Below are 23664 nucleotides of genomic sequence, written 5' to 3' on the forward strand. Positions count from 1 at the left end.
GTCATCCCTTGATGTATGGTTTGCCGGCAGCGGCGGGGCCGCGGATCTGACCCGCGAAGCCGGCGACGGCGATGATCGTCACGACGTACGGCAGCATCAGCATGAACTCGCTGGGGATCGGCGTCCGCAGTACGGTCAGGAGGTTCTGCAGGTTGGTCGCGAACCCGAACAGCAGCGCTGCGAGGGTCGCCCGGATCGGGTCCCAGCGGCCGAAGATGACCGCGGCGAGGGCGATGAAGCCGAGGCCGGCCGTCATCTCCTTGGTGAACTGGCCCACCGAGACGAGCGTGAAGTACGCGCCGCCGATGCCGGCGATCGCCCCCGCGAGAGAGACGTTCCAGAACCGGCTGGTGTTCACCTTGATGCCCACCGTGTCGGCCGCCTGCGGGTGCTCGCCGACGGCGCGGAGCCGCAGGCCCCAGCGGGTGCGGTAGAGGCCCCAGGCGACGAGCGCGACCGTGATGTACATGAGGTAGACGATGAACGTCTGGTTGAACAGCACGGGTCCGATGATCGGGATGTCGCTGAGCAGTGGGATCTCCCACCGCGTGAAGCGCACCGGGCGGTTGAGGTCGGCCTCGTTCGGCACGAGCAGCGCACCGTAGAGGAAGCCGGTCAGGCCGGTCACGAGGACGTTGAGCACGACGCCGACGATCACCTGGTCGACGAGGTACTTGATCGAGAACGCCGCCAGCACGAACGCCACGAGCACGCCGCCCACCATCGCGCCGACGAGACCGACGAACGGGTTGTGGGTGATGCTCGCAAGCAGCGCCGCGCTGAACGCGCCGAACAGGAACTGACCCTCGATCGCGACATTGACGACGCCGACCCGCTCGCCGATGACGCCCCCGAGGGCACCGAAGATCAGCGGGACCGACAGCGACAGTGCGCCGAAAAGAAGGCCGGTGACGGGCACGAGCCCGCCCGCGGCGGCCCACACGAGGAACGCGAAAACGGCGAGGAGGCTGAACACGATCGGCAGCCAGAGGCCGGTGCGGCGGTAGTTCGCCGAGTCCCAGAACGCCCAGAGCGTCAGGAGCACGAGGAAGCCGATCAGGACCCAGCAGGTCACGGCGGTCGGGAAGCTGACGTTCGGCAGGCCGATCGACGAGCTCGGGTCGCTCAGCCGGAAGGTGCTGATGCCGTTGCGCGGGACGAACAGGAAGAGGAGCGCCAGCAGGGCCGTCGCGATGGCGAGGGTCACCGCCAGCTTCAGGTGGCGCACCTTCACGGTGGTCAGCTGGATCGTCCCGTCGGGAGCAGGAGCGAGCGCGGTCATGCGGACACCGCCTTCTTCGCGGCCTTGGCTCTCGCCTTGGCGGCCTTCTCGGCATCGGTCTTCGGCAGGAAGAAGATCGTGCGGATGAGCGGCGGCGCCGCGATGAACAGGACGATGAGCGACTGCACGACGAGCACGATGTCGACGGGGATGCCCTGCGAGGCCTGCATCGTGAACGAACCGGCCTTCAGCGCGCCGAACAGGATGCCGGCGGCGAATACGCCCCAGGCCCGGCTGCGGCCGAGGAGGGCGACGGTGATGGCGTCGAAGCCGATGCCCGCGTCGATGTACCCGTCGAAGCCGGTGGTGACCGAGCCCTGGATCTGGTTCATGCCGGCGAGGCCCGCGAGGCCACCGGCGAAGAGCATCGCGTAGATGTACATCCGCTGCACGGAGATGCCGGACGCCCGAGCGGCGTGCGGGTTCTCACCCACGGCGCGGAGCCGGAAGCCGAGGCTGGAACGCTCGACCAGCCACCACACGAACACGGTGGCCGCGATGACGATCACGAAGCCCCAGTCGAGCAGGGGGAACCGGGGCCCGAGCAGGTCGGGGAACTGCGCGTTCGCCGGCGTCGCCGACGAGATCGGCTGGTCGCCCGCCGGGCGCTGCAGGATGCCGGGGGTGCGCACCATCCACGTCACGAGGTAGAACGCGACGTAATTGAGCATGATGGTGAGGATCACCTCGTGGGCACCGGTGCGCGCCTTCAGCACACCGACGATGCCACCCCAGATCGCACCGCCGGCGATACCCGCCGCGAGCGTGAGGGGCAGCTGGAGGAACATCGGCAGGTTCAGGTTGAAGGTGAACAGCGCCGCCGTCGCACACGCGATGAGGATCTGGCCGCGGCCACCGATGTTGAACAGGCCCACGCGGAACGCCAGCGCCACGCCGAGGCCTGCGGCGATCAGCGGGGCGGCGAAGCCGAGCGTGTTGGTGAGCGGCCGGATCTGCGTCGCGAAGTCGTTCGCCCGGGGGTTGTAGATCGCGCCGCGGAAGAGGGCCTCGTAGCCGCCGTACACCGCGTTCCAGACGGCGCCGAGGGTGTCGCCGGGTCGCGCGAAGAAGTAGCGGGACGCCGCCTGGACGTCCTCGTTCGTGATCGCCATCAGGATGCCGCCCACGACCATCGCCACGACGATCGCGAGCACCGTGGTCACCCAGTTGCTGCGCAGCAGCTCCTTGATGAAGACGTTCTGCCGCGGCGGCGGGGGCACCTCGCCGTCGACGGCACCGGGCGCGTCGGGCGTGGGGGCGGGGAGATCCGGCGAACCCGTGAGAGGGCCCGACACGGACGGGAGCTGATCTGCCGGCAGCCCCTTGAGCGGGTCGCCGCTCGCAGCGGGGTTCTGGTCGTTCACGCGACGGCCTCCTCGGGCTTCTCGCCGGCCATCATGAGGCCGAGAACGTCTCGGGGGGTGTCGCCGGGCACGATGCCGACGATCGCTCCGCGGTACATCACCGCGATGCGGTCGGCGAGGGCCGCGACCTCGTCGAGCTCGGTGGAGACGACGACGACCGGGATGCCGGCATCCCGCGTCTCGACGATGCGTTTGTGGATGAACTCGATCGAGCCGACGTCGACGCCGCGCGTGGGCTGCGCCGCGACGAGCAGCTTCAGCTCGCGGCTCATCTCGCGGGCGATCACGACCTTCTGCTGGTTTCCGCCCGAGAGCGTCCCGGCGGGGACGTCGGGGCCCTGGGTGCGGATGTCGTACTCGGTGATGCGGGCCTTGGCGAAGTCGTCGAGCACGCCGCGGCGGATCGTGCCGCCCGACACGAAGGCCTTGTCGCCGGATCGGTCGAGGATGAGGTTCTCGGCCACCGTGAAGGTGCCCACGAGTCCGTCCTCGGTGCGGTCCTCGGGCACGAACCCGACACCCTCGTCGAGGATGCCGCGCACGCTCTTGCCGACGAGCTCGACGCCACCGAGCTCGATCGAGCCGCTCACGCGCTCCCCGAGGCCCACCATGGCCTCGATGAGCTCGGTCTGGCCGTTGCCCTGGACGCCCGCGACCGCGAGGATCTCGCCCGGCCGGACGTCGAAGCTCACGTCGTCCACGACGACGGTGCCGTTCGCGGTGACGACGCGGAGGTCGCGCACCTCGAGTCCGCCCTCTCCGCGCTGGGGCGGGTTCTTGTGGACGGTGAGCTCGACCGCGCGGCCGACCATCAGGGAGGCGAGCTCCGCGTTGGACGCGGTGGGCGAGGCCTCACCCACGACCTTGCCGAGCCGGATGACGGTGATGCGATCGGCGACGGCGCGCACCTCGCGCAGCTTGTGGGTGATGAAGACGATCGAGGTGCCCTCATCACGCAGCTGCTTCATGATCGTCATGAGCTCGTCGGTCTCCTGCGGCGTCAGCACGGCGGTCGGCTCGTCGAACACGAGCACCTTCGCGTCGCGCGACAGGGCCTTGATGATCTCGACCCGCTGTTGCACGCCAACGGGGAGATCGCCGACGATGGCGTCGGGATCGACCTCGAACCCGAAGCGGTCGGCGACGGAGCGCACGTGCTGGCGCGCCTTGGCGAGGTCGAGGGCGCCCAGCGCCTTCGTGTTCTCGTGACCGAGCATCACGTTCTCGGCGACGGTGAAGACCGGGATGAGCATGAAGTGCTGGTGCACCATGCCGATGCCCGAATTCATCGCGTCGCCGGGGCCTCGGAAGTGCTGGACGACGTCGTCCAGCAGGATCTCGCCCTCATCGGCCTGGTACAGGCCGTAGAGCACGTTCATGAGTGTGGATTTGCCGGCGCCGTTCTCGCCGAGAAGGGCATGGATCTCACCCGGCTGGACCACGAGATCGATGTGGTCGTTCGCGACGAGGGACCCGAAACGCTTCGTGATCCCACGGAGCTCGAGCTTCATATGTGCACCCTATATATGCTGTCGGCCGCGGCGCCATCCATCTGATGGCGGCGGGGAAGAACGCGGCCGGGTGGAGTCGTCCACCCGGCCGCGTTCCGCTGTTCCTGCTGCCTTACGGCGAGCTGGGCGAGGTCACCTCGAGGTCGCCCGAGATGATCTGCTCCTGGAGGGCGGCGAGCTCATCGAGCAGGCCCTCCGGCAGCTGCGACTCGAACGAGCCGAAGCCCGACAGGCCCACGCCCTCGTTCTCGAGCGTGCCGATGTAGGTGGCCGGGTCGAAGTCGCCCGACGACGCCTCCATGGTCGCCTGGTAGACGGCCTCGTCGATGCGCTTCATGATCGAGACCAGCACCATGTCGGCGACCGAGGGGTCGGCCTTGGCCAGGTCGGAGTCGACACCCAGCATGACCGTGCCGCTGCCGGCGTCGGTGATGGCGTCGCGCGCGCTCTGGTAGATCGGGCCGCCGACCGGGAGGATCACGTCGACGCCCTGGTCGAGGATGCCCTGCGCGGTCTGCTTGGCGGTGTCGTTGGCGGCGAAGCCACCGGTCATCGAGCCCTCCTGGGCGTCGACGTCCCAGCCGAAGGTCTCGACCGCGGCGCCCTTGTCTTCGTTGTACTTCTCGACACCGTCGATGAAGCCGTCCATGAAGATGGTGACGGGCGGGATCGGGATGCCGCCGAAGGTGCCGACCTTGTTGACGCCGGCCTGCGCCGACCACGCGGCCGCGGCGTAGCCGCCGAGGTACGCGGCCTGCACCGTGTCGAACAGGAGCGGCTTGATGTTCGGCGCGTCGGTCTTGCCGTCGCCGGTCTCCTTGCCGTCGTCACCGGTCTTGCCGCTGTTGTCGGCGCGGTCGTCGATGATGGCGTAGTTCACGTCGGGGTTCGCGAGCGCGGAGGCGACCGTGTCGGCCGACAGCTTGAAGCCGACCGAGATGATGAACGTGCAGCCCTCGGCGATGAGGTTCTCGAGGTTCGGGGCGTAGTCGTTCGCCGAGCTGGACTCGACCTCGATGGGCTTGACGCCGAGCTCTTCGGCGGCGCGGTCCATGCCTTCCTTGGCGGACTGGTTGAACGACTTGTCGTTGAAGCCGCCGTCGTCCGACACGAGGCAGGGGGTGAAGCCCTCTACGACGTTTCCGGCGTCTCCCGTGGATTCCGTCTCCTCAGGGGCGGAGCCGCAGCCGGCGAGGGCGATCAGCATGCCCGCGGCGACGGTGACGCCGACGAGCTTCTTGGTGCGTGAGATGGTCAACTCAGCCTCCACTACGTTCCCCCGCGTCCTTCACGGGGACTGCACAAAGTTACCCACTGTGACGGCGCGGTTGCATGCATCGTGAGGCGTCGTTCGCGAAAGGTTACAAAGACGCAATATCCCGCTCAGATGAGCAGACGATCAGGGAAAACGGTCCCCACGCCCACTCCACGCATCGCTGGCGCGATCCGCGGAGCCTCGGGGCGCGTGGGCCCAGCCGCGGGCCGCAGCATCCGTTTTCACAGAACTTCGCCGCGTCCGCTGAGCTTGAGCGCGTCGACGACGCCCTTCACGCGCTGCGCGTGCTCGCTCGTGGTGACCAGCAGGGCGTCCTCGGTGTCGACCACGACGATGTCGCGGACGCCGATGAGACTGATGACCCGGCGGGTCTGGCTCACGACGATGCCGCTGGCGGCATCGGAGAGGATGCGGGCGTTCTCGCCGAGGATCGCGAGGTCGTTCTTGCGGCCGTGGGAGTTGAGCTTGGCGAGGCTTGCGAAGTCGCCCACGTCGTCCCAGTCGAAGTGCCCGGGGATGACGGCGAGGCGCCCCTTCGCGGCCGCGGGCTCGGCGACGGTGTAGTCGATCGCGATCTTCTTGAGCGTCGGCCAGACCCGGTCGACCACCGGTCCGCGCTCGTCGCGGTCGTCCCAAGCTTCGGCGAGGTCCATGAGGCCCGCGTAGAGGTGAGGCTCGTTCTCGGCGATCTCGCCGAGCAGCACGTCCGCTCGCGAGATGAACATGCCGGCGTTCCACAGATAGTTGCGGTCGGCGAAGTACTCCTTGGCCGTCTCGAGGTCGGGCTTCTCGACGAAGCTCTCGACCAGCGCGGCCTCGGGTGCCCCGTCGACCTTCAGCGCGTCGCTCTTCTTGATGTAGCCGAACCCGACGGACGGCTCGGACGGCTGGATGCCGATCGTGCAGATGTACCCCTCGCGCGCGGTGGACACCGCCTGATTCACCGCCCACTCGAACAGCTGCGGCACGCGGATGACGTGGTCGGCGGCGAATGAGCCGATGATCACGTCGGGCTCGCGACGGGAGAGGATCGCGGCGGCCAAGCCGATCGCGGCCGTCGAGTCGCGGGGTTCCGACTCCAGGAAGACGTTCTTGTCGGGGATGCCGGGCAGCTCCTTCTCCACCGCCGCACGATGCGCGCGCCCGGTCACGACGGCGATGCGGTCGGGTCCGGCGAGAGGCTCCAGCCGGTTCCACGTGTCGCCCAGCAGCGTGTGGCCCGAGCCGGTGAGGTCGTGGAGGAACTTCGGCGCGTCGGCGCGCGACAGCGGCCACAGCCGGCTGCCGATGCCACCGGCGGGGATCACGGCGTAGAAGTCGTCGATGGGTCCGGACATGGCACCCAGGCTAGCCGGATCGGCGAAACAACCGGGGTTCTTTCCAGCGGTGAAGATCCCTCCGGATGGAGGGGTCGTAAGGGTCGCCTTCGTCGCCCGTCCGCGAAATGCGGGAATAGGATGGACGCAGCGCCCGCGTGACGCCGACGGCCCGAAGCCCACGGTTCCGGGCCCTCTTCGGGGGCCGTCCTCGCAGTCCGAGGCCAGCCCCATCGTGTTTCGATCCAAGGAGGACGGACGTGTCTGCACCAGCACGCGTCACACCGTCGGTATCCGAGACCACCTCCCGAGTTCCTCGCGGCACCCTGTACCGCGGGAACGAAGGCATGTGGTCGTGGGTGCTGCACCGCATCACCGGCGTCGCCATCTTCTTCTTCCTGCTCGTCCACATCCTCGACACGGCGCTCATCCGGGTGTCGCCCGAGGCGTACGACGCGGTGATCGGCACGTACAAGAACCCGGTGATGGCCCTGGGCGAGGTCGCCCTGGTCGGCGCCATCGCGTACCACGCGTACAACGGCCTGCGCATCATCCTGGTCGACATGTGGTCGTGGGCCACCCGCCACCAGCGCCAGCTGTGGTGGGGCGTGCTGGGCCTGTGGGTCGTGACGATGCTGGGCTTCGTCCCGCGTCACCTCATGCTCGCCTTCGCTCCGGGAGGGGGCCACTGATGACCGCCATCGCCGATCCGCGCGCTCCGCGCGCCGCCGTCCGCCGCCGGGGCGCCAACCTCGAGAAGTGGGGCTGGGTCTACATGCGCGCCTCGGGCGTGCTGCTCGTGGTCCTCATCTTCGGCCACCTCTTCGTGAACCTGATGGTCGGCGAGGGTATCCACGGCATCGACTTCGCGTTCGTCGCCGGCAAGTACGCCACGCCGTTCTGGCAGTGGTGGGACGTCCTCATGCTGTGGCTCGCGCTGATCCACGGCGCGAACGGCATGCGCACGATCGTCAACGACTACGTGACCCACGCCGGCACCCGCCGCGTGCTGGTCTGGGCACTCGGCCTCGCTGCCGCGTTCCTCATCGTGCTCGGCACGCTCGTCGTCTTCACGTTCGACCCGTGCATCGGCTTCGACCCCGACACCGCGTCCGACGTCATCATCGGAATCTGCGCCTAAGCGTTCGGGCGACCCCCGAGCATCGACCATCGAAAGCACCCAGCGTGAGCACTGAGACCACCGACAGCTACGTCAAGGACGGCGTCCACTACCACCAGTTCGACATCGTCATCGTGGGCGCCGGCGGCGCCGGCATGCGCGCCGCCATCGAGGCGGGCCCCGGGGCGAAGACGGCCGTCATCTCGAAGCTGTACCCCACCCGCTCGCACACCGGCGCGGCGCAGGGCGGCATGGCGGCGGCCCTGGCCAACGTCGAAGAGGACTCGTGGGAGTGGCACACCTTCGACACCGTCAAGGGCGGCGACTACCTCGTCGACCAGGACGCGGCCGAGATCCTCGCGAAGGAGGCCATCGACGCGGTCATCGACCTCGAGAACATGGGCCTCCCGTTCAACCGCACGCCCGAGGGCAAGATCGACCAGCGCCGCTTCGGCGGTCACACGGCCGACCACGGCAAGACCCCGGTGCGCCGCGCGTGCTACGCAGCCGACCGGACCGGCCACATGATCCTGCAGACGCTGTTCCAGAACTGCGTCAAGCTCGGCATCAACTTCTTCAACGAGTTCTACGTTCTCGACCTCATCACGGTCGGCGAGGGCACGGACAAGCAGATCGCGGGCGTCGTCGCCTACGAGCTCGCCACGGGCGACCTGCACGTCTTCCAGTCGAAGGCCGTCATCTTCGCGACGGGCGGCTTCGGCAAGATCTTCAAGACGACGTCGAACGCGCATACCCTCACCGGTGACGGCGTCGGCATCATCTGGCGCAAGGGCCTGCCGCTGGAGGACATGGAGTTCTTCCAGTTCCACCCGACCGGTCTCGCCGGGCTTGGCATCCTCCTCACGGAGGGTGCCCGCGGTGAAGGCGCGATCCTGCGCAACGTGAGCGGCGAGCGCTTCATGGAGCGCTACGCCCCCACCATCAAGGACCTCGCGCCGCGTGACATCGTCAGCCGCTGCATGGTGCAGGAGGTCGCGGAGGGCCGCGGCGCCGGACCCCACCGCGACTACGTGCTGCTGGACTGCACGCACCTCGGCGCAGAAGTCCTCGAGACGAAGCTCCCCGACATCACCGAGTTCGCGCGCACTTATCTGGGCGTCGACCCGGTCGTCGAGCCGGTGCCCGTCATGCCTACCGCGCACTACGCGATGGGCGGCATCCCCACGAACAACGACGCGCAGGTGCTGAGCGACAACACGACGGTCGTCCCGGGCCTGTACGCCGCCGGCGAGTGCGCGTGCGTCTCGGTGCACGGGTCGAACCGCCTCGGCACCAACTCGCTGCTCGACATCAACGTCTTCGGCAAGCGCGCCGGCCGCAACGCGGTCGAGTACGTGCAGACCGCCGACTTCGTGCCGCTCCCCGAGGACCCCGCCGCCGAGGTGCGCAACCTCATCGAGGGTCTCCGCAACAACCCGGGCACCGAGCGCATCGCCGTCCTCCGCAAGACGCTGCAGGACGAGATGGACCGCAAGGCCCAGGTGTTCCGCACCGACGAGTCGCTCGGCGAGGTGCTCCTCACGATCGAGGAGCTGCGCGAGCGCTACAAGAACGTCCACGTCGACGACAAGGGCAAGCGGTTCAACACCGACCTGCTCGAGGCCGTCGAGCTCGGCTTCCTCCTCGACATCGCCGAGGTCGTCGTCGTCACCGCGAAGAACCGCCAGGAGAGCCGCGGCGGCCACATGCGCGACGACTTCCCGAAGCGCGACGACGAGAACTACATGCAGCACACCATGGCGTACCTGTCGGGCGACCCGCACTCGTCGAACGCCGAGGACCACATCCGCCTCGGCTGGAAGCCCGTCGTCTTCACGAAGAACGAAAAGGGCGAGTTGAACTACCCGCCGATGGAGAGGAAGTACTGATGGCGACCTCGGTCACCGACGTCATCGAGCGCACCGACGCCGACGCGCCCGTCCGCGCAGAGGAGTCCGCGAACGACACCGGCATCCAGTCGTTCCTCGTCACCTTCATCATCCGGCGCTTCGACCCCGAGGTCGATGAGGAGCCGCGCTGGGTCGACTATGACGTCGAGCTGTACTCGACCGACCGCGTGCTGGACGCCCTGCACAAGATCAAGTGGGAGGTCGACGGCTCGCTGACGTTCCGCCGCTCGTGCGCCCACGGCATCTGCGGGTCCGACGCGATGCGCATCAACGGCCGCAACCGGCTCGCGTGCAAGACGCTCATCAAGGACCTCGACATCTCGCAGCCGATCTACGTCGAGGCCATCAAGGGCCTGCCGCTCGAGAAGGACCTCGTCGTCGACATGGAGCCCTTCTTCGCGTCGTACCGCGAGGTTCAGCCGTTCCTCATCGCGAACTCGACGCCCGAGAAGGGCAAGGAGCGCATCCAGTCGATTGTCGACCGCGAGGTCTTCGACGACACCACGAAGTGCATCCTCTGCGCGGCGTGCACGTCGTCGTGCCCCGTCTTCTGGACCGACGGCCAGTACTTCGGCCCGGCGGCCATCGTCAACGCGCACCGCTTCATCTTCGACTCGCGCGACGACGCGGGCGACGTGCGCCTCGACATCCTCAACGACAAGGAAGGCGTGTGGCGTTGCCGCACGACCTTCAACTGCACCGAGGCGTGCCCGCGCGGCATCGAGGTCACCAAGGCGATCGCCGAGGTCAAGCAGGCGGTCCTCCGCGGGCGGGTGTGACCCCGGTTCTCTTTCCGGACAGACGGATGCCGCATCGCTGAGCGATGCGGCATCCGTCTGTCGCTAATCTGAACACCGTGACGCACACTCCCCCGCCCGACGCCCGTGCGGCGGCGGACGCCGCGCAGCGCGAAGAGGAGTCGCTCCGGGAGCGCTGGGAGGCGACCGAGCACAGCCTCCGGCAGCGCTTCGACGCCCCGATCAGCCGCGCGACGCGACTCACGCAGGCGACGATGGCGTGGTTCCCGGTGCGGGTGTGGCGGCATTTCCTCATCGAGAACGGGTTCCTGCTCGCGGCGGGCGTCAGCTACGTCGCACTGTTCGCGTGCTTCGCCGCCATCTACGTCGTGTTCGCGATCGTGGGGATCTGGCTGGGCGGGAGCCCGGACGCCGTCAATGCCCTCATCGAATTGATCAACAGCTACATCCCCGGGCTGATCTCCGATTCAGGTGGCCTCGCCACCCCCGAGGCGGTACAGGAGATCGCGTCTTCGAACTCGGGCGTCCTCGGGTGGACAGGCATCATCGCACTCGGCACCCTCATCTGGACCGCGATCGACTGGGTCACCTATTCCCGTCGCGCAGTGCGCGAGCTCTTCGCGATCCCGCCGGATCGTCGCAGCTACTTCCTCCTCAAGGCCCGCGATTTCCTCGCTGCCCTCATCTTCGGCGCGGCGCTCATCCTCGGCTTCGCCCTCAGCACCGTGGGCACTCTGGCGGTGGAGTGGGTCCTCTCGCTGATCGGATTCAAGAGCACGAGTGCGCTCACCGACATCACGGTGAGCATCGGGTCGCTGCTGATCGGCTTCGTGGTGACGTCATCGGCCCTCGCAGGGCTCTTCCGCTTCCTCACCGGGACGAAGCTCCCGTGGCGGCGAATCTGGCCCGGCGCCATGCTCGGCGGTCTCGGCATCTCGGTACTCCAGCTCGGTGCCGGTCTCCTGCTGAGCTACACCCCGTCGAATCCGCTGCTGGCGACGTTCGCGATCTTCATCGGGATGCTGCTGTGGTTCCGGCTGCTGGGCATCGTCATGCTCGTCGCGGCCGCGTGGATCGCCGTCGCCGCGAAGGACCGCGATGTCGTGATGCTGCCGCAGACCGATGCCGAGCGCGTCGCCGCTGAGCACGCGGCGCTGCTCGTCGCCGCACGCGTGCGGCTGCGCACCGCGCAGGACGCGCGCGACCAGGCGCCCTGGTACCGCATGTGGGTCGCCGACCGCGCCGTGCGCGAGGCCGAGGACGAACTGCGCCAGGTCGAAGCGGCGACGCCGTCGGTGCCGGGGCGCAACGGGGCCGCGCCGGGGCGGGCGTCGGCCCCCGCTCCGTCGGCCCCCGCGACACCGAGCAAGCCCGCCAAGCGCGGCCGGCCGCCGCGCGTCCAGAACAACGGCTGACGTGTCCTCCGGTGTCGGTGGCCCCGGATAGTCTTGCCGTCGTGTCTCGCCGTGTTCGCATCGCCTCTGTCAACGTCAACGGAATCCGCGCGGCGACGCGCAAGGGCATGCATGAGTGGCTCGACGCCGCCGACATCGACGTGATGGCCCTCCAGGAGGTCCGCGCCACCGAGGACGAGCTGCGCGCCGCGCTCCCTGGCTGGGAGATCGTCAACGACGAAGCGCTCGCGAAGGGCCGCGCCGGCGTGGCCGTCGCCAGCCGCATCCCCTCGGTGGAGGTGCGTCGCGTGCTCGGCCCCGCCGCCGAGGACGCGGCCGAGGTGCTCGACAGCGCCGGCCGCTGGATCGAGGCAGACTTCGACATCGACGGCGAGCGCCTGATCGTCGTGAGCGCCTACGTGCACACCGGCGAGGCCGACACCCCCAAGCAGGACGCGAAGTGGGCCTTCCTCGACGCGATGGAGACACGGATGCCGCAGCTCGAGGCCGCGTCCCCGCTCGCGCTCGTCATGGGCGATCTGAACGTCGGCCACCGCGAGTTCGACATCCGCAACTGGAAGGGCAACGTCAAGAAGGCCGGGTTCCTCCCCCGCGAGCGCGCGTACTTCGACCGGTTCTTCGGCGAGGAAGGCGCGGAGGTCACCGGCGCGGACGGCTCGACCGGGCCGGGCCTCGGCTGGGTCGACATCGGCCGCCGCTTCCACGGCGACGTCGACGGCCCCTACACGTGGTGGTCGATGCGCGGACGCGCGTTCGACAACGACACCGGGTGGCGCATCGACTACCACCTCGCGACGCCCGAGCTCGGCGCCCGGGTCGCCGACTACCGCGTGGTGCGCGCGCCGTCGTGGGACACGCGCTGGAGCGACCACTCCCCCGTCGTCGCCGACTACACGATCGGGCGCTGAGGCGCAGCATCCGCTCTATAGACTTTTCGGATGAGTAGATCGCGCCTGTACTCCGGCATGCAGCCCTCCGCCGACTCCCTTCAGATCGGCAACTACATCGGGGCTCTCATGCAGTGGCGCGACCTGCAGGAGTCGTACGACGCGTTCTTCTCGGTGGTCGACCTGCACGCGATCACCGTCGCGCAGGACCCCGAGCACCTGCGCGAGAAGACGCGCCGCACCGCCGCCCAGTACATCGCCGCCGGCATCGAGCCCTCGAAGTCGACGCTGTACGTGCAGTCGCACGTGCCTGCGCACGCCGAGCTGGCGTGGATCCTGTCGACGATCACGGGCTTCGGCGAGGCCGGGCGCATGACGCAGTTCAAGGACAAGTCCTCGCGCTACGGCTCGGACGCGACCTCGGTCGGGCTCTTCACCTACCCGGTGCTGATGGCCGCCGACATCCTGCTGTACCAGACCGACATCGTGCCCGTCGGCGACGACCAGAAGCAGCACGTCGAGCTCACCCGCGACCTGGCCGAGCGCTTCAACAGCCGCTTCGGCGAGACGTTCAAGGTGCCGATGCCGGTCATCCAGCAGGAGACGGCCCGCATCTACGACCTGCAGAACCCCACTGCGAAGATGTCGAAGTCGGCGGAGTCCGATGCCGGCGTGCTGTGGCTGCTCGACGACCCGGCGGTCTCGGCCAAGAAGATCATGCGCGCCGTCACCGACTCCGAGGGCTCGGTGCGCTACGACCGCGAGGCCAAGCCCGGTGTCTCGAACCTGCTCGTGATCTACGCCGCCCTCACCGGCCGCCAGATCCCGTCCATCGAGGACGAGTACGCGGGCCGCGGCTACGGCGACTTCAAGAAGGGCCTCGCCGAGGTCGTCGTCAACGAGTTCGGCCCGGTGCGCGAGCGCGCACTGCAGATGCTCGACGATCCCTCCGAGCTCGACCGCGTCCTCGCGGTCAACGCCGGCAAGGCCGAAGAGGTCGCGAACCGCACGCTCGGCGATGTCTACGACAAGGTCGGCCTCCTCCGCCGCTCCCGCTGACCCATGGAGCCCGTGACCCTGCGCACCGCGCGCCTGGAGCTGTCCGTGCCGCGCGCGGAGGACGTCGACGCCGTGTACGCGGCGTGCCAGGATCCCGACATCCAGCGGTACACGCGGGTGCCCTCGCCGTACGCGCGCGAGGACGCCGAGAAGTTCATCGACGCGGTCGCCGAGCAGTGGGCGGGCGAGCTGCACCGCACGTGGGTCATCCGCGACGGCGCGACCCTCGTGGGCACCATCGGGTTCTACCGCCTCGACGGGCAGGGCAACGGCGAGATCGGGTACTGGATCGCCCCGGACCAGCGCGGCGGCGGACGCCTCCGCGAGGCCGCGAACGCGGTGATCGACTGGGCCTTCTCGCCTGACGGGTCCGGCCTCACGCGCATCGAATGGCGCGCTGTCGTCGGCAACGAGCCGTCGGCGCGCGTCGCCCGCGCGCTGGGCTTCCGCTTCGAGGGCACCCTGCGCCAGGCGCTCGTGAGCGCGCGGCACCGCGACGACGGCTGGATCGCGGCTCTCCTGACGACGGACGAGCGGACGCCTCAGCCCTGGCCGGTGCTCGAGGACTGACGACCGGCCCGCGTGTCGCCATGGCATGGCAGGATGAGCGCATGCCCGAGATGCCCGAGGTGCAGGGACTCGTCGACTTCCTCCGCGAGCGGCTCACCGGCGTGCAGATCACGCGGGCGACCGTCGCGAACATCGCGGCGCTGAAGACGTACGACCCGCCGATCGATGCGCTGCATGGGCAGGAGATCACGGGAGCCTCGCGCCACGGCAAGTTCATCGACCTCGCCACGACCGGCCCGCACCTCGTGTTCCACCTCGCCAAGGCCGGGTGGCTGCGCTGGTACGACGAGCTGCCGAAGACGATCATCCGCCCGGGCAAGACCCCGATCGCGCTGCGCGTCGCGCTCTCGGACGGCGCCGGGTTCGATCTCACCGAGGCGGGCACGAAGAAGTCCCTCGCGGTGTATGTCGTGCGCGACCCTTCGGATGTCCCCGGCGTCGCACGGCTCGGCCCCGACCCTCTGGACGCCTCGTTCACCCGCGACACCTTCGCCGAGCTCCTCGCCGGCCGTCGCACCCAGATCAAGGGGGTGCTGCGCGACCAGATGATCATCGCGGGCGTGGGCAACGCCTACTCCGACGAGATCCTGCACGCGGCGAAGATGTCGCCGTACGCGCTGGCCTCCTCACTGGCCGACGACGACATCACGCGCCTGTTCGACGCGATGACCGAGACGCTGACGGATGCTGTCGCCGAGGCATCCGGAAAGCCACCGGCCGAGCTGAAGGACGCGAAACGCCGGGGCATGCAGGTCCACGGGCGTCGCGGCGAGAAGTGCCCGGTCTGCGGCGACGAGGTGCGGAGCGTCTTCTTCGCGGACAACTCGCTCGAGTACTGTCCCACTTGCCAGACCGGCGGGAAGATCCTCGCCGACCGCCGCCTCTCGCGCCTCCTGAAGTAGCTCTCAGTCGCCGGTCGTGCCCATGAGCACGCGGGCGTCGTCGTCGACCCAGTCGAGCGACTTCGACACGGCCTTGCGCCACTGGCGGTAGCGGCGTTCGCGCTCGTCCTCGGGCATCTGCGGCTCGAAGCGGACGTCCTCGCGCCAGTGCGATCGGAGCTCGTCGAGGTCGCTCCAGACGCCGGTCGCGAGACCTGCGGCGTACGCGGCGCCGAGCGCGGTCGTCTCGACGACCTTCGGCCGCACCACCGGGATGCCGAGGATGTCGGCCTGGAACTGCATGAGGAGGTCGTCGCGCGTCATGCCACCGTCGACGCGCAGCTCGTCGAGCGTGCGGCCGGTATCGGCGACCACGGCGTCGATCACGTCCCGCGTCTGGAACGCCGTCGACTCGAGCGCCGCGCGTGCGATGTGCGCCTTGTTGACGTAGCGCGTGAGTCCGACGAGCGCGCCACGCGCGTCGGGGCGCCAATACGGCGCGAAGAGCCCGGAGAACGCCGGCACGAAGTAGGCGCCGCCGTTGTCGTCGACGCTCGCGGCGAGGGTCTCGACGTCCTCGGAGTGCTGGATGATGCCCAGGTTGTCGCGCAGCCACTGCACGAGGGAGCCGGTCACGGCGATGGACCCCTCGAGCGCGTAGCGGGCGGGCTCGTCGCCGATGCGGTAGCCGACCGTGGTGATGAGGCCGCTTCCGGATCGCACGATCTCGGTGCCGGTGTTCACGAGCAGGAAGTTGCCCGTGCCGTAGGTGTTCTTCGACTCCCCCGCGTCGAACGCGGCCTGCCCGAAGGTCGCCGCCTGCTGGTCGCCGAGGATCCCGGCGATCGGCACCCCGTCGAGCACAGAGGGCAGCGAGGAGTGACCGACCACCTCGGATGAGGAGCGGATCTCGGGCATCATCGCGCGCGGGATGCCCCACACCGCGAGCAGGTCGTCCGACCAGTCGAGCGTGCGCAGGTCCATGAGCAGCGTGCGCGACGCGTTGGTGACGTCGGTGACGTGGATGCCGCCGCGGGCGCCGCCCGTGAGGTTCCACACCACCCAGGTGTCGGGCGTGCCGAACAGCAGCTCTCCCGCTCCGGCGGCCGCGCGCGCTCCGTCCACGTTGTCGAGGATCCACGCGACCTTCGACGCCGAGAAGTACGTGGCGAGCGGCAGCCCCGTAGCCTCGGCGAACCGATCCGCGCCTCCTTCGGCCGCCAGCTCGTCGATCCGGGGCTGGGTGCGGGTGTCCTGCCACACGAGCGCGTTGTGCACCGGACGCCCGGTGCGCTTCTCCCACACGATCGCGGTCTCGCGCTGGTTCGTCACGCCGATCGCGGCGACCCCGGATGCCGCGAGCCCGGCGCGCGAGAGACACGACGCGATGACCCACTCGGTGTTGGTCCAGATCTCGACAGGGTCATGCTCCACGCGACCGGCCCGGGGGAAGATCTGCTCGTGCTCCCGCTGGGACACCGCGACCACGGCACCGGCGGCGTCGAACACGATGGCACGCGTCGAGGTCGTGCCCTGGTCGATGGACAGCACGTGGTCGGGCAACGTCGTCTCCTTGCTCGGCGGGCGACATCGCCCGCGCGGGTCGGCCGCGCGCCCCGCGCGCGTGCGGTCAGGCTATCGCGCGGCGGCGGGGATCCAGGACGGGTCCGCGGCGTGGATCCGGTCCAGCGCACGCTCCACCTCGAGCGCGGTTCGTGCGGTGTCCCAGTCGAGCACGGGCGCGACAGCGTCGGCCGCCTCGGCGACCGCCTCCGCCGTCGCCTCGCCGATGAACGCGATGCTCGTGCGCCGTAGCAGCAGGTCGTCGAGATGCGTGACGTCCTCCGTCGCAGCGAGGTGCCGCAACTCGCCCGAGCTGTAGCCCGGCAGGTGCTCGAGCAGGGCATCGTCGGCATCCGCGGCGATCGCGTCCACGACGGAGGCGGCGACGGTGCCGTAGCGGTCGAGAAGCATCGCGACGCGGGCGGCAGGCACGTCGGCGGCGTGAGCCGCGATCCACTGCTGGCGGGCGCGCTCGGTCATCGGGTATCCGCGGCCGCCGCCGATCGGTACGCCTCGGGTCGAACTGCGGCGTGGGCGGGCCAGCAGCCCGAGGGCGCGGTCGGCGAGATGCTCGGCCGAGGCACGGAAGGTCGTCCACTTGCCGCCGATGAGGCTCAGGACCGTCGCGTCCCCACCGGACAGCGGCGCGGACTCGACCCGGTAGTCACGCGAGACGAACCCCGGCGAGACATCGTCGTGGCCGGGGAGCGGCCGCACGCCGGCGAACCGGTAGACGATCTGCGAGCGCTCGACCGGGATCGACGGCAGCACCTGGCCGATGAGCTCGATGAAGTAGTCGACCTCCGCCTCGGTGCACACGATCGGGTCGGCCATGTCGTGCTCGAGGTCGGTGGTGCCGACCAGAACGCGGCCCTTGAGCGGGTAGATGAGGACGATGCGCCCGTCCTCGTTCTCGAAGAACAGCTCCCGCCCGCCGGTCGCGGCGAGCAGCGTGGGGTGGTCGAGCACGACGTGCGAGCCCTTCGTCCCGCCCATGTACCTGGTCGGGTCGCCGAGGGCGAGATTGGTGAGGTCCGTCCACGGACCGCTGGCGTTCACGACGACGGATGCCGAGAACCGCGTCTCTTCGCCGGTCAGCGTGTCGCGCAGCAGGATCCGCCCCCCGTCGACCCCGACCGCCGCGGTGTAGTTGGCGGCGCGCGCCCGATCGCCGCCGGCCGCGCGGCCGTCACGCAGCACGTCGATGGCGAGGCGCTCGGGGTCGTGGAGGGACGCGTCCCAGTAGGTCGCGGTGTACTTCACGTCGGGGTTCAGCTGAGGCAGCTGCGCGAGCGAACGCTTGCGCCAGTGGAAAGTGTGTCGAGGGACGGTGCCCTTGCCGAACACGCCGCCCCCACGGGAGAAGGAGTCGTAGATGACGAGCCCGATCTTGATCAGCGCGGCCCCGCGCTCACGGTGCTTCCCGCCGCCGTGGCGCAGGAACTTCAGCGGCGCCGACAGCACTCCCGAGAACGTCGAGAAGATCGGGATGGTGGTCTGCAGCGGCCTGACGTAGTGCGGCGCGGTGCGCAGCAGCGCGTTGCGCTCGGTCACGGCCTCGTGCACGAGGCGGAACTCGCCGTTCTCGAGGTAGCGGATGCCGCCGTGGATCATGTGCGACGACGCCGCCGACGCGCCGCTGATGAAGTCGTCGCGCTCGACGAGTGCGACGTCCACTCCCTGCATCGCGAGGTCGCGGAACGTCGCGAGACCGTTGATGCCGCCGCCGATGATGAGCACGTCGGCGTAAGGCCGCACGGCGAGAGCCGCCCATCCTCGTTCCGCTGCCCGCGCCGTCATCGCATCCCCCATCGTCGTGCTGTCGTCCCATCATGACACCGCTGGACGTCCTTGCAGGCGATATGCACATACGTGCACGATGGATCCATGGACCAGATCGGCGACGCCCGCACGATGCAGCGCGCGCTCACGGCGGCGCACCTCTACTACGTGCAGGACCGCACCATGGACGCGATCGCGCAGGAGCTGGGCACGTCGCGTTCGACGGTGTCACGACTGCTCACGCACGCGCGGGCGACGGGCATCGTCGACATCCGCATCCGGTCGCCGTTCGCCGCGCCGCAGCGACTCGAGGAGCGACTGGCCGAGCGCTTCGGCATCCTCGCCCAAGTCGTTCCCGTGCCCGACGACACCACCGAGGTCGACCGGCTGCAGCGCGTCGCCATCGCCGCCGCGCACGCGCTCCTGGACCTCGTGCAGGACGACATGATCGTGGGCGTCGCCTGGGGGTCGACGACCGCGGCGGTGAGCCGCCACCTCGTGCCCAAGCCGGTGCACGGCGCGACATTCGTGCAGTTGAACGGCTCGGGCAACACCCACTCGACCGGTCTCCTCTATGCGAGCGAGATCCTCAGCCGGTTCGCCGCCGCGTACGACGGGAGCGCGCAGCAGTTCCCCGTGCCGGCGTTCTTCGACGACCCCGGCACGAAGGACGCGATGTGGCGCGAGCGCAGCACGCGGCGCATCCTCGACATGCTCCCCGCGATGGACCTGGTGCTCTTCAGCACCGGCTCCGCAGGATCGCGCGTGCCGAGCCACGTCTACAGCGGCGGCTACCTCGAGCCGGCCGAGCTCGATCAGCTCGCCGACGAGGGCGTCGTCGGCGATGTGGCCACCGTCTTCTACCGCGCCGACGGCTCGAGCGACGGAATCGCCCTCAACGACCGCGCCACCGGCCCGAGCCTCGACCTCTTGCGCGGCATCCCCCGGCGCCTCTGCGTCGTGTCGGGGGTGTCGAAGGTCGCGAGCCTCCGGGGCGCCCTCGCCGCGCACATCGCGACGGATCTCATCGTCGACGAGGCCACCGCGCGGGCGCTCCTGGAGTGAGGCCGGAAGCCGCCTGAGCGCGGCGCGCGGACTTCATTCGAAGACATGGAATGAATGGACGGATGCCGCGTTGACTACACTCGAGAGCATCAACGTGCTCCGGGGTCGGTGAGAATCCGAACCGGCGGTGACAGTCCGCGAGCCAAGGCATCAGCATCCGTTTCGGATGCCGCTGCGGCCGATCCGGTGGAATTCCGGAACCGACGGTGATGCGACAGGTTTCCTGAGGGAAGCAGGTCGCTAGTCCGGATGGGAGGCAGCACTTGAGGCGTCGCCATGCGCGCCTCCGCTTCCCATGCCCCGGGGCGTCGAGAACGACGAGACGAGGGGCCGGATGGCGAGCACAGCGGAACACGACGCGATGCGTCGGGCGCTGACGATCGCCCGACGCGGTCCGCGTGGCGTGAACCCTCAGGTCGGCGCGCTCCTGCTGTCGCCGGACGGCGACGTGCTCGCGGAGGGCTGGCACCGCGGTGCGGGCACCCCGCACGCCGAGGTGGACGCGCTGTCGCGGCTCGCGCCCGGCGCCGCGCGCGGCGCGACCGCGATCGTGACCCTCGAACCCTGCAACCACACCGGTCGCACCGGACCGTGCTCCGAGGCCCTCATCGCCGCGGGCGTCACCCGGGTCGTCTACGCGATCGCCGATCCCGGCGACCACTCCTCCGGCGGCGCCACGCGGCTGCGCGCAGCCGGCGTCGAGGTCGAGGCCGGCCTGCTCGCCGACGAGGCGACGGCGCTCCTCGACTCGTGGCTGACGGTCCAGCGCCTGCGCCGGCCTCACGTGACGGTGAAGTGGGCCCAGAGCCTCGATGGCCGGGCCGCGGCATCCGACGGCACCAGCAAATGGATCACCGGGGCAGAGGCTCGCGCCGACGTCCACCGTCGCCGCGCCGAAGCCGACGCGATCGTCGCCGGCACCGGCACGGTGCTCGCCGACGACCCGGCGCTCACCGCCCGCGCCGAGGACGGGTCGCTCCTGCCCCACCAGCCGATCCCGGTCGTCGTGGGCGCACGCGCCGTGCCCGAGGCGGCGGCCGTGCGGCAGCATCCGCACGCGTTCGTGCAGTACCCCGGCGACGACGCCTCGGGCGGTCTGCGCGCGCTGCTCGAAGACCTGCGCACCCGCGGGGTGCAGCGCGTGTTCGTCGAGGGCGGCCCGGCTGTCGCGGCGTCGTTCCTGCGTGAGCGCCTCGCCGACGAACTGCTCGTATACGTCGCTCCGGTGCTGCTCGGCGGCGACCGGCTCGCGGTGCAAGACATCGGGGTGACCACCATCGGCGAGGCGCGACGCCTGGCCGTGGCATCCGTCATCCCACTCGGCGACGATCTGCTGTTCGTCGCCCACCCCGCTTCGGAAGGAGACGAGTGATGTTCACCGGAATCATCGAGGAGATCGGCGAGGTCACCGCTGTCGAGCCGTCAGGAGACGGCGTGCGTGTGACGGTTCGCGGGCCGAAGGCCGTGTCGGATGCCGCGCACGGCGACTCCATCTCGGTCAGCGGCGTGTGCCTCACCGTCGTCGACCAGGGCTCCGACTGGTTCACCGCCGACGTGATGAAGCAGACGCTCGACATGTCGACCCTCGAGGGCGTCTCCGCCGGCCGCGTCGTCAACCTCGAGCGCGCGACGGCCGCGCACGGCCGCCTCGGCGGGCACATCGTGCAGGGCCACATCGACGGCACCGGCGAGGTGCTCGAGGTGCGACCCGGCGAACAATGGCAGGTCCTGCGCATCTCGGTCCCCGCAGAGCTCGCCCCGCTCGTCGTCGACAAGGGCTCGGTCGCCGTCGACGGCGTCTCCCTCACCGTGAGCGGTGCCAGCGCCGCCGCCCCCGGCGACGGCTGGTTCGAGGTCTCGCTCATCCCCGAGACCCTCGCCGCGACGACCCTCGGCGCCCGTGTGGCGGGCGACCGCGTCAACCTCGAGACCGACATCCTGGCGCGCCACGTGCAGCGGCTGCTGTCTTTCGCTCGATTCCCCGCGGACGCGTCCGCACCCACGGAAGGAGGCTCGAAATGAGCCTTGCCACGATCCCCGAGGCCCTGGAGGCGCTGCGCGCCGGCCGGCCGGTCATCGTCGCGGACGATGAGAACCGCGAGAACGAGGGCGACGTCATCCTGTCGGCCCAGCTCGCCACTCCCGAGTGGGTCGCGTGGACGGTCCGCTGGACGAGCGGCTTCCTGTGCGCGCCGATGCCCGCCGACTGGGCCGACCGCCTCGATCTGCCGCCGATGGTCGAGAACAACGAGGACGCGCGCGGCACCGCGTACACGGTGAGCGTGGACGCCGCCGACCGCGTCTCGACCGGCATCAGCGCCGCGGACCGCGCCCACACGCTCAACGTGCTCGCCAACCCCGAGTCGACGCCCACCAGCGTGATCCGCCCCGGCCACATCCTGCCGCTGCGCGCCGTCGACGGCGGCGTGCGCGAGCGCGCGGGCCACACCGAGGCCGCCGTCGAGCTCATGAAGCTCGCCGAGCTCGCACCGGTCGGCGTCATCGGCGAGGTCGTCGCCGAGGACGGCAGCATGATGCGCCTGCCCGGACTCCAGGAGCTGGGCGCGGAGTACGGCATCCCGGTCATCACGATCGAGCAGCTCGCCGCCTATCTCGATGAGAACGCCCCGTGCGACCCCGCGATCCGCAATGCGCACAAGCGCCGCGTGAGCCTGCGCGCCGAGGCGCACGTGCCCACCGCGCACGGAGAGTTCCGCTTCCTCGCGTACAAGGACCGCGTCACCGGCACCGATCACATCGCCGTCGTCGCGGGCGAGCTCTCGGACGCGCCCCTCGTCCGGGTGCACTCGGAGTGCCTGACGGGCGAGGCGTTCGGCTCGCTCAAGTGCGAGTGCGGCCCGCAGCTCGAGGCCGCCCTCGACGCCATCGAGCAGGACGGTGGCGTGGTCATCTACATGCGCGGCCACGAAGGTCGCGGCATCGGCCTCATCAACAAGCTGCGCGCGTACTCGCTGCAGGAGCGCGGCCTCGACACCGTCGACGCCAACCTCGCGCTGGGCCTCCCCGCCGACGCCCGCGACTACGCGGCGGCGGCCGGCATCCTCACCGACCTGGGTGTCGAGAAGGTGCGCCTGCTGACCAACAACACCGACAAGGTCAAGCAGCTGCGCGAGCTCGGCCTCGACATCGTCGAGCAGGTGCCGCTCCTGGTCGGCGTCGGCCCGAACAACCACCAGTACCTCGAGACCAAGCGCGATCGCATGGGTCACATCATCAACGAGGCGGACCTCGCGGACGCCATCGCACACATGCACGAAGGAGCAGAACGATGAGCGGCAAGGGCGCACCCGAGGCCACGGCACCGGTCGACGGCAGCGGACTCGACGTGGTCGTCGTCGCGGGGACGTGGCACGAGACGATCACCGACGGCCTCATCGCCGGCGCCGCACGCGCCGCCGATGCCGCGGGCGCCTCGCACCGGCTCGTCCGCGTGCCCGGCTCGTTCGAGCTCCCCGTCGTGGCGAAGGCGGCCCTGGAGGCCGGAGCCGACGCGGTCGTTGCGCTGGGCGTCATCATCCGCGGCGGAACACCGCACTTCGAGTTCGTCTCGAACGCGGCGACCGACGGCCTCACCCGCGTCGCGCTCGACACCGGCAAGCCGGTCGGATTCGGCGTGCTGACGCTCGACGACGAAGCCCAGGGCATCGCGCGCGCCGGCCTCGAGGGCTCCGTCGAAGACAAGGGCTTCGAGGCGGCCGACGCGGCCATCCGCACCGCTGTGGTGCTCCGCGACCTGCGCGCCTGAGCCGGCGAACACCGGAGATCCCGCGAGAATCGGCCGCCCCACGGGGCGGTTTCAGGCGGTCATTGCAACACCGTCTTGTGGTGGGTCTGAGAGTAGTGCGTTGAGGGCTTCGGCGGGGGTGGCCCAGTCGAGGGTTTTG

Annotated in this window: 21 protein-coding genes; 14 read left to right on the plus strand and 7 right to left on the minus strand. The window is 69.7% G+C overall.

Features of this window, described 5'->3' with window-relative positions; translation table 11 throughout:
* Position 1: 1 nt before the first annotated feature.
* The 5 genes from ACFVSU_RS21455 to ACFVSU_RS21475 all read right to left on the minus strand — a co-directional run bounded on the left by ACFVSU_RS21455 (position 2) and on the right by ACFVSU_RS21475 (position 6770).
* The gene (locus ACFVSU_RS21455) at positions 2 to 1282 is read right to left on the minus strand and encodes an ABC transporter permease (RefSeq protein ID WP_387147919.1); all 1281 of its coding nucleotides are present in this window, start codon (positions 1280 to 1282) and stop codon (positions 2 to 4) included.
* Complete coding sequence (locus ACFVSU_RS21460; protein ID WP_310289249.1) at positions 1279 to 2646, minus strand: ABC transporter permease; 1368 nt, start codon at positions 2644 to 2646, stop codon at positions 1279 to 1281. Before ACFVSU_RS21460 ends, ACFVSU_RS21455 begins: the two co-directional genes overlap by 4 nt.
* Positions 2643 to 4157: an ABC transporter ATP-binding protein gene (locus tag ACFVSU_RS21465; protein WP_387147923.1), complete on the minus strand. Its 1515-nt coding sequence runs from the start codon at positions 4155 to 4157 to the stop codon at positions 2643 to 2645. The genes ACFVSU_RS21460 and ACFVSU_RS21465 overlap by 4 nt, the downstream gene beginning before the upstream one ends.
* A 112-nt stretch (positions 4158 to 4269) precedes the next feature.
* Positions 4270 to 5415 (minus strand): BMP family ABC transporter substrate-binding protein, encoded by a 1146-nt coding sequence (locus ACFVSU_RS21470; RefSeq protein WP_310289245.1) that lies wholly within the window; start codon positions 5413 to 5415, stop codon positions 4270 to 4272.
* Between the two features lie 239 nt (positions 5416 to 5654).
* The gene (locus ACFVSU_RS21475) at positions 5655 to 6770 is read right to left on the minus strand and encodes a mannose-1-phosphate guanylyltransferase (RefSeq protein WP_387147927.1); all 1116 of its coding nucleotides are present in this window, start codon (positions 6768 to 6770) and stop codon (positions 5655 to 5657) included.
* 239 nt (positions 6771 to 7009) lie between these two features.
* On the opposite strand from ACFVSU_RS21475, the gene sdhC reads away from it, so the two are divergent.
* The 9 genes from sdhC to ACFVSU_RS21520 all read left to right on the plus strand — a co-directional run bounded on the left by sdhC (position 7010) and on the right by ACFVSU_RS21520 (position 15370).
* A complete protein-coding gene (gene sdhC / locus ACFVSU_RS21480) occupies positions 7010 to 7441 on the plus strand; it encodes a succinate dehydrogenase, cytochrome b556 subunit (protein WP_310289241.1) in 432 nt (143 codons plus the stop codon).
* A complete protein-coding gene (locus tag ACFVSU_RS21485; RefSeq protein WP_387147930.1) occupies positions 7441 to 7890 on the plus strand; it encodes a succinate dehydrogenase hydrophobic membrane anchor subunit in 450 nt (149 codons plus the stop codon). Before sdhC ends, ACFVSU_RS21485 begins: the two co-directional genes overlap by 1 nt.
* 44 nt (positions 7891 to 7934) lie before the next feature.
* Positions 7935 to 9758, plus strand: coding sequence for a succinate dehydrogenase flavoprotein subunit (gene sdhA, locus ACFVSU_RS21490; RefSeq protein ID WP_045300950.1), 1824 nt, complete (start codon positions 7935 to 7937; stop codon positions 9756 to 9758).
* The gene (locus tag ACFVSU_RS21495) at positions 9758 to 10558 is read left to right on the plus strand and encodes a succinate dehydrogenase iron-sulfur subunit (RefSeq protein WP_387147933.1); all 801 of its coding nucleotides are present in this window, start codon (positions 9758 to 9760) and stop codon (positions 10556 to 10558) included. The genes sdhA and ACFVSU_RS21495 overlap by 1 nt, the downstream gene beginning before the upstream one ends.
* Before the next feature lie 77 nt (positions 10559 to 10635).
* Positions 10636 to 11952 (plus strand): YihY/virulence factor BrkB family protein, encoded by a 1317-nt coding sequence (locus tag ACFVSU_RS21500; RefSeq protein ID WP_387147936.1) that lies wholly within the window; start codon positions 10636 to 10638, stop codon positions 11950 to 11952.
* Positions 11953 to 11993: 41 nt separating this feature from the next.
* Positions 11994 to 12860 (plus strand): exodeoxyribonuclease III, encoded by an 867-nt coding sequence (locus ACFVSU_RS21505; protein WP_387147939.1) that lies wholly within the window; start codon positions 11994 to 11996, stop codon positions 12858 to 12860.
* 30 nt (positions 12861 to 12890) lie between these two features.
* Positions 12891 to 13898 carry a tryptophan--tRNA ligase gene (gene trpS / locus ACFVSU_RS21510; RefSeq protein ID WP_387147942.1) on the plus strand — a complete coding sequence of 336 codons (1008 nt, stop codon included), beginning with the start codon at positions 12891 to 12893 and terminating at the stop codon, positions 13896 to 13898.
* 3 nt (positions 13899 to 13901) lie between these two features.
* The gene (locus tag ACFVSU_RS21515) at positions 13902 to 14468 is read left to right on the plus strand and encodes a GNAT family N-acetyltransferase (RefSeq protein WP_387147946.1); all 567 of its coding nucleotides are present in this window, start codon (positions 13902 to 13904) and stop codon (positions 14466 to 14468) included.
* A 41-nt stretch (positions 14469 to 14509) separates the two neighbouring features.
* Complete coding sequence (locus tag ACFVSU_RS21520; RefSeq protein ID WP_387147949.1) at positions 14510 to 15370, plus strand: Fpg/Nei family DNA glycosylase; 861 nt, start codon at positions 14510 to 14512, stop codon at positions 15368 to 15370.
* 3 nt (positions 15371 to 15373) lie between these two features.
* On the opposite strand, the gene glpK is transcribed toward ACFVSU_RS21520, so the two are convergent.
* Entirely contained in the window at positions 15374 to 16912 is a 1539-nt protein-coding gene (gene glpK, locus ACFVSU_RS21525) for a glycerol kinase GlpK (protein WP_387147952.1), read from the minus strand.
* 72 nt (positions 16913 to 16984) lie between these two features.
* Positions 16985 to 18712: an FAD-dependent oxidoreductase gene (locus ACFVSU_RS21530; protein ID WP_387147955.1), complete on the minus strand. Its 1728-nt coding sequence runs from the start codon at positions 18710 to 18712 to the stop codon at positions 16985 to 16987.
* An 87-nt stretch (positions 18713 to 18799) separates the two neighbouring features.
* On the opposite strand from ACFVSU_RS21530, the gene ACFVSU_RS21535 reads away from it, so the two are divergent.
* The 5 genes from ACFVSU_RS21535 (at position 18800) to ribH (ending at position 23525) form a co-directional block, all read left to right on the plus strand.
* The gene (locus tag ACFVSU_RS21535) at positions 18800 to 19759 is read left to right on the plus strand and encodes a sugar-binding transcriptional regulator (RefSeq protein ID WP_387147958.1); all 960 of its coding nucleotides are present in this window, start codon (positions 18800 to 18802) and stop codon (positions 19757 to 19759) included.
* 334 nt (positions 19760 to 20093) lie between these two features.
* Complete coding sequence (gene ribD, locus ACFVSU_RS21540; RefSeq protein WP_387147961.1) at positions 20094 to 21131, plus strand: bifunctional diaminohydroxyphosphoribosylaminopyrimidine deaminase/5-amino-6-(5-phosphoribosylamino)uracil reductase RibD; 1038 nt, start codon at positions 20094 to 20096, stop codon at positions 21129 to 21131.
* Complete coding sequence (locus ACFVSU_RS21545; RefSeq protein WP_387147964.1) at positions 21131 to 21781, plus strand: riboflavin synthase; 651 nt, start codon at positions 21131 to 21133, stop codon at positions 21779 to 21781. Before ribD ends, ACFVSU_RS21545 begins: the two co-directional genes overlap by 1 nt.
* On the plus strand, positions 21778 to 23052 hold the full coding sequence (gene ribA / locus ACFVSU_RS21550) for a GTP cyclohydrolase II (protein ID WP_387147966.1): 1275 nt from the start codon (positions 21778 to 21780) through the stop codon (positions 23050 to 23052). Before ACFVSU_RS21545 ends, ribA begins: the two co-directional genes overlap by 4 nt.
* A complete protein-coding gene (gene ribH, locus ACFVSU_RS21555) occupies positions 23049 to 23525 on the plus strand; it encodes a 6,7-dimethyl-8-ribityllumazine synthase (protein ID WP_310289212.1) in 477 nt (158 codons plus the stop codon). The genes ribA and ribH overlap by 4 nt, the downstream gene beginning before the upstream one ends.
* Positions 23526 to 23664 lie beyond the last annotated feature (139 nt).

The sequence above is a fragment of the Microbacterium sp. NPDC058062 genome (assembly GCF_042885375.1).
Taxonomy (GTDB): Bacteria; Actinomycetota; Actinomycetes; order Actinomycetales; family Microbacteriaceae; genus Microbacterium; species Microbacterium trichothecenolyticum_C.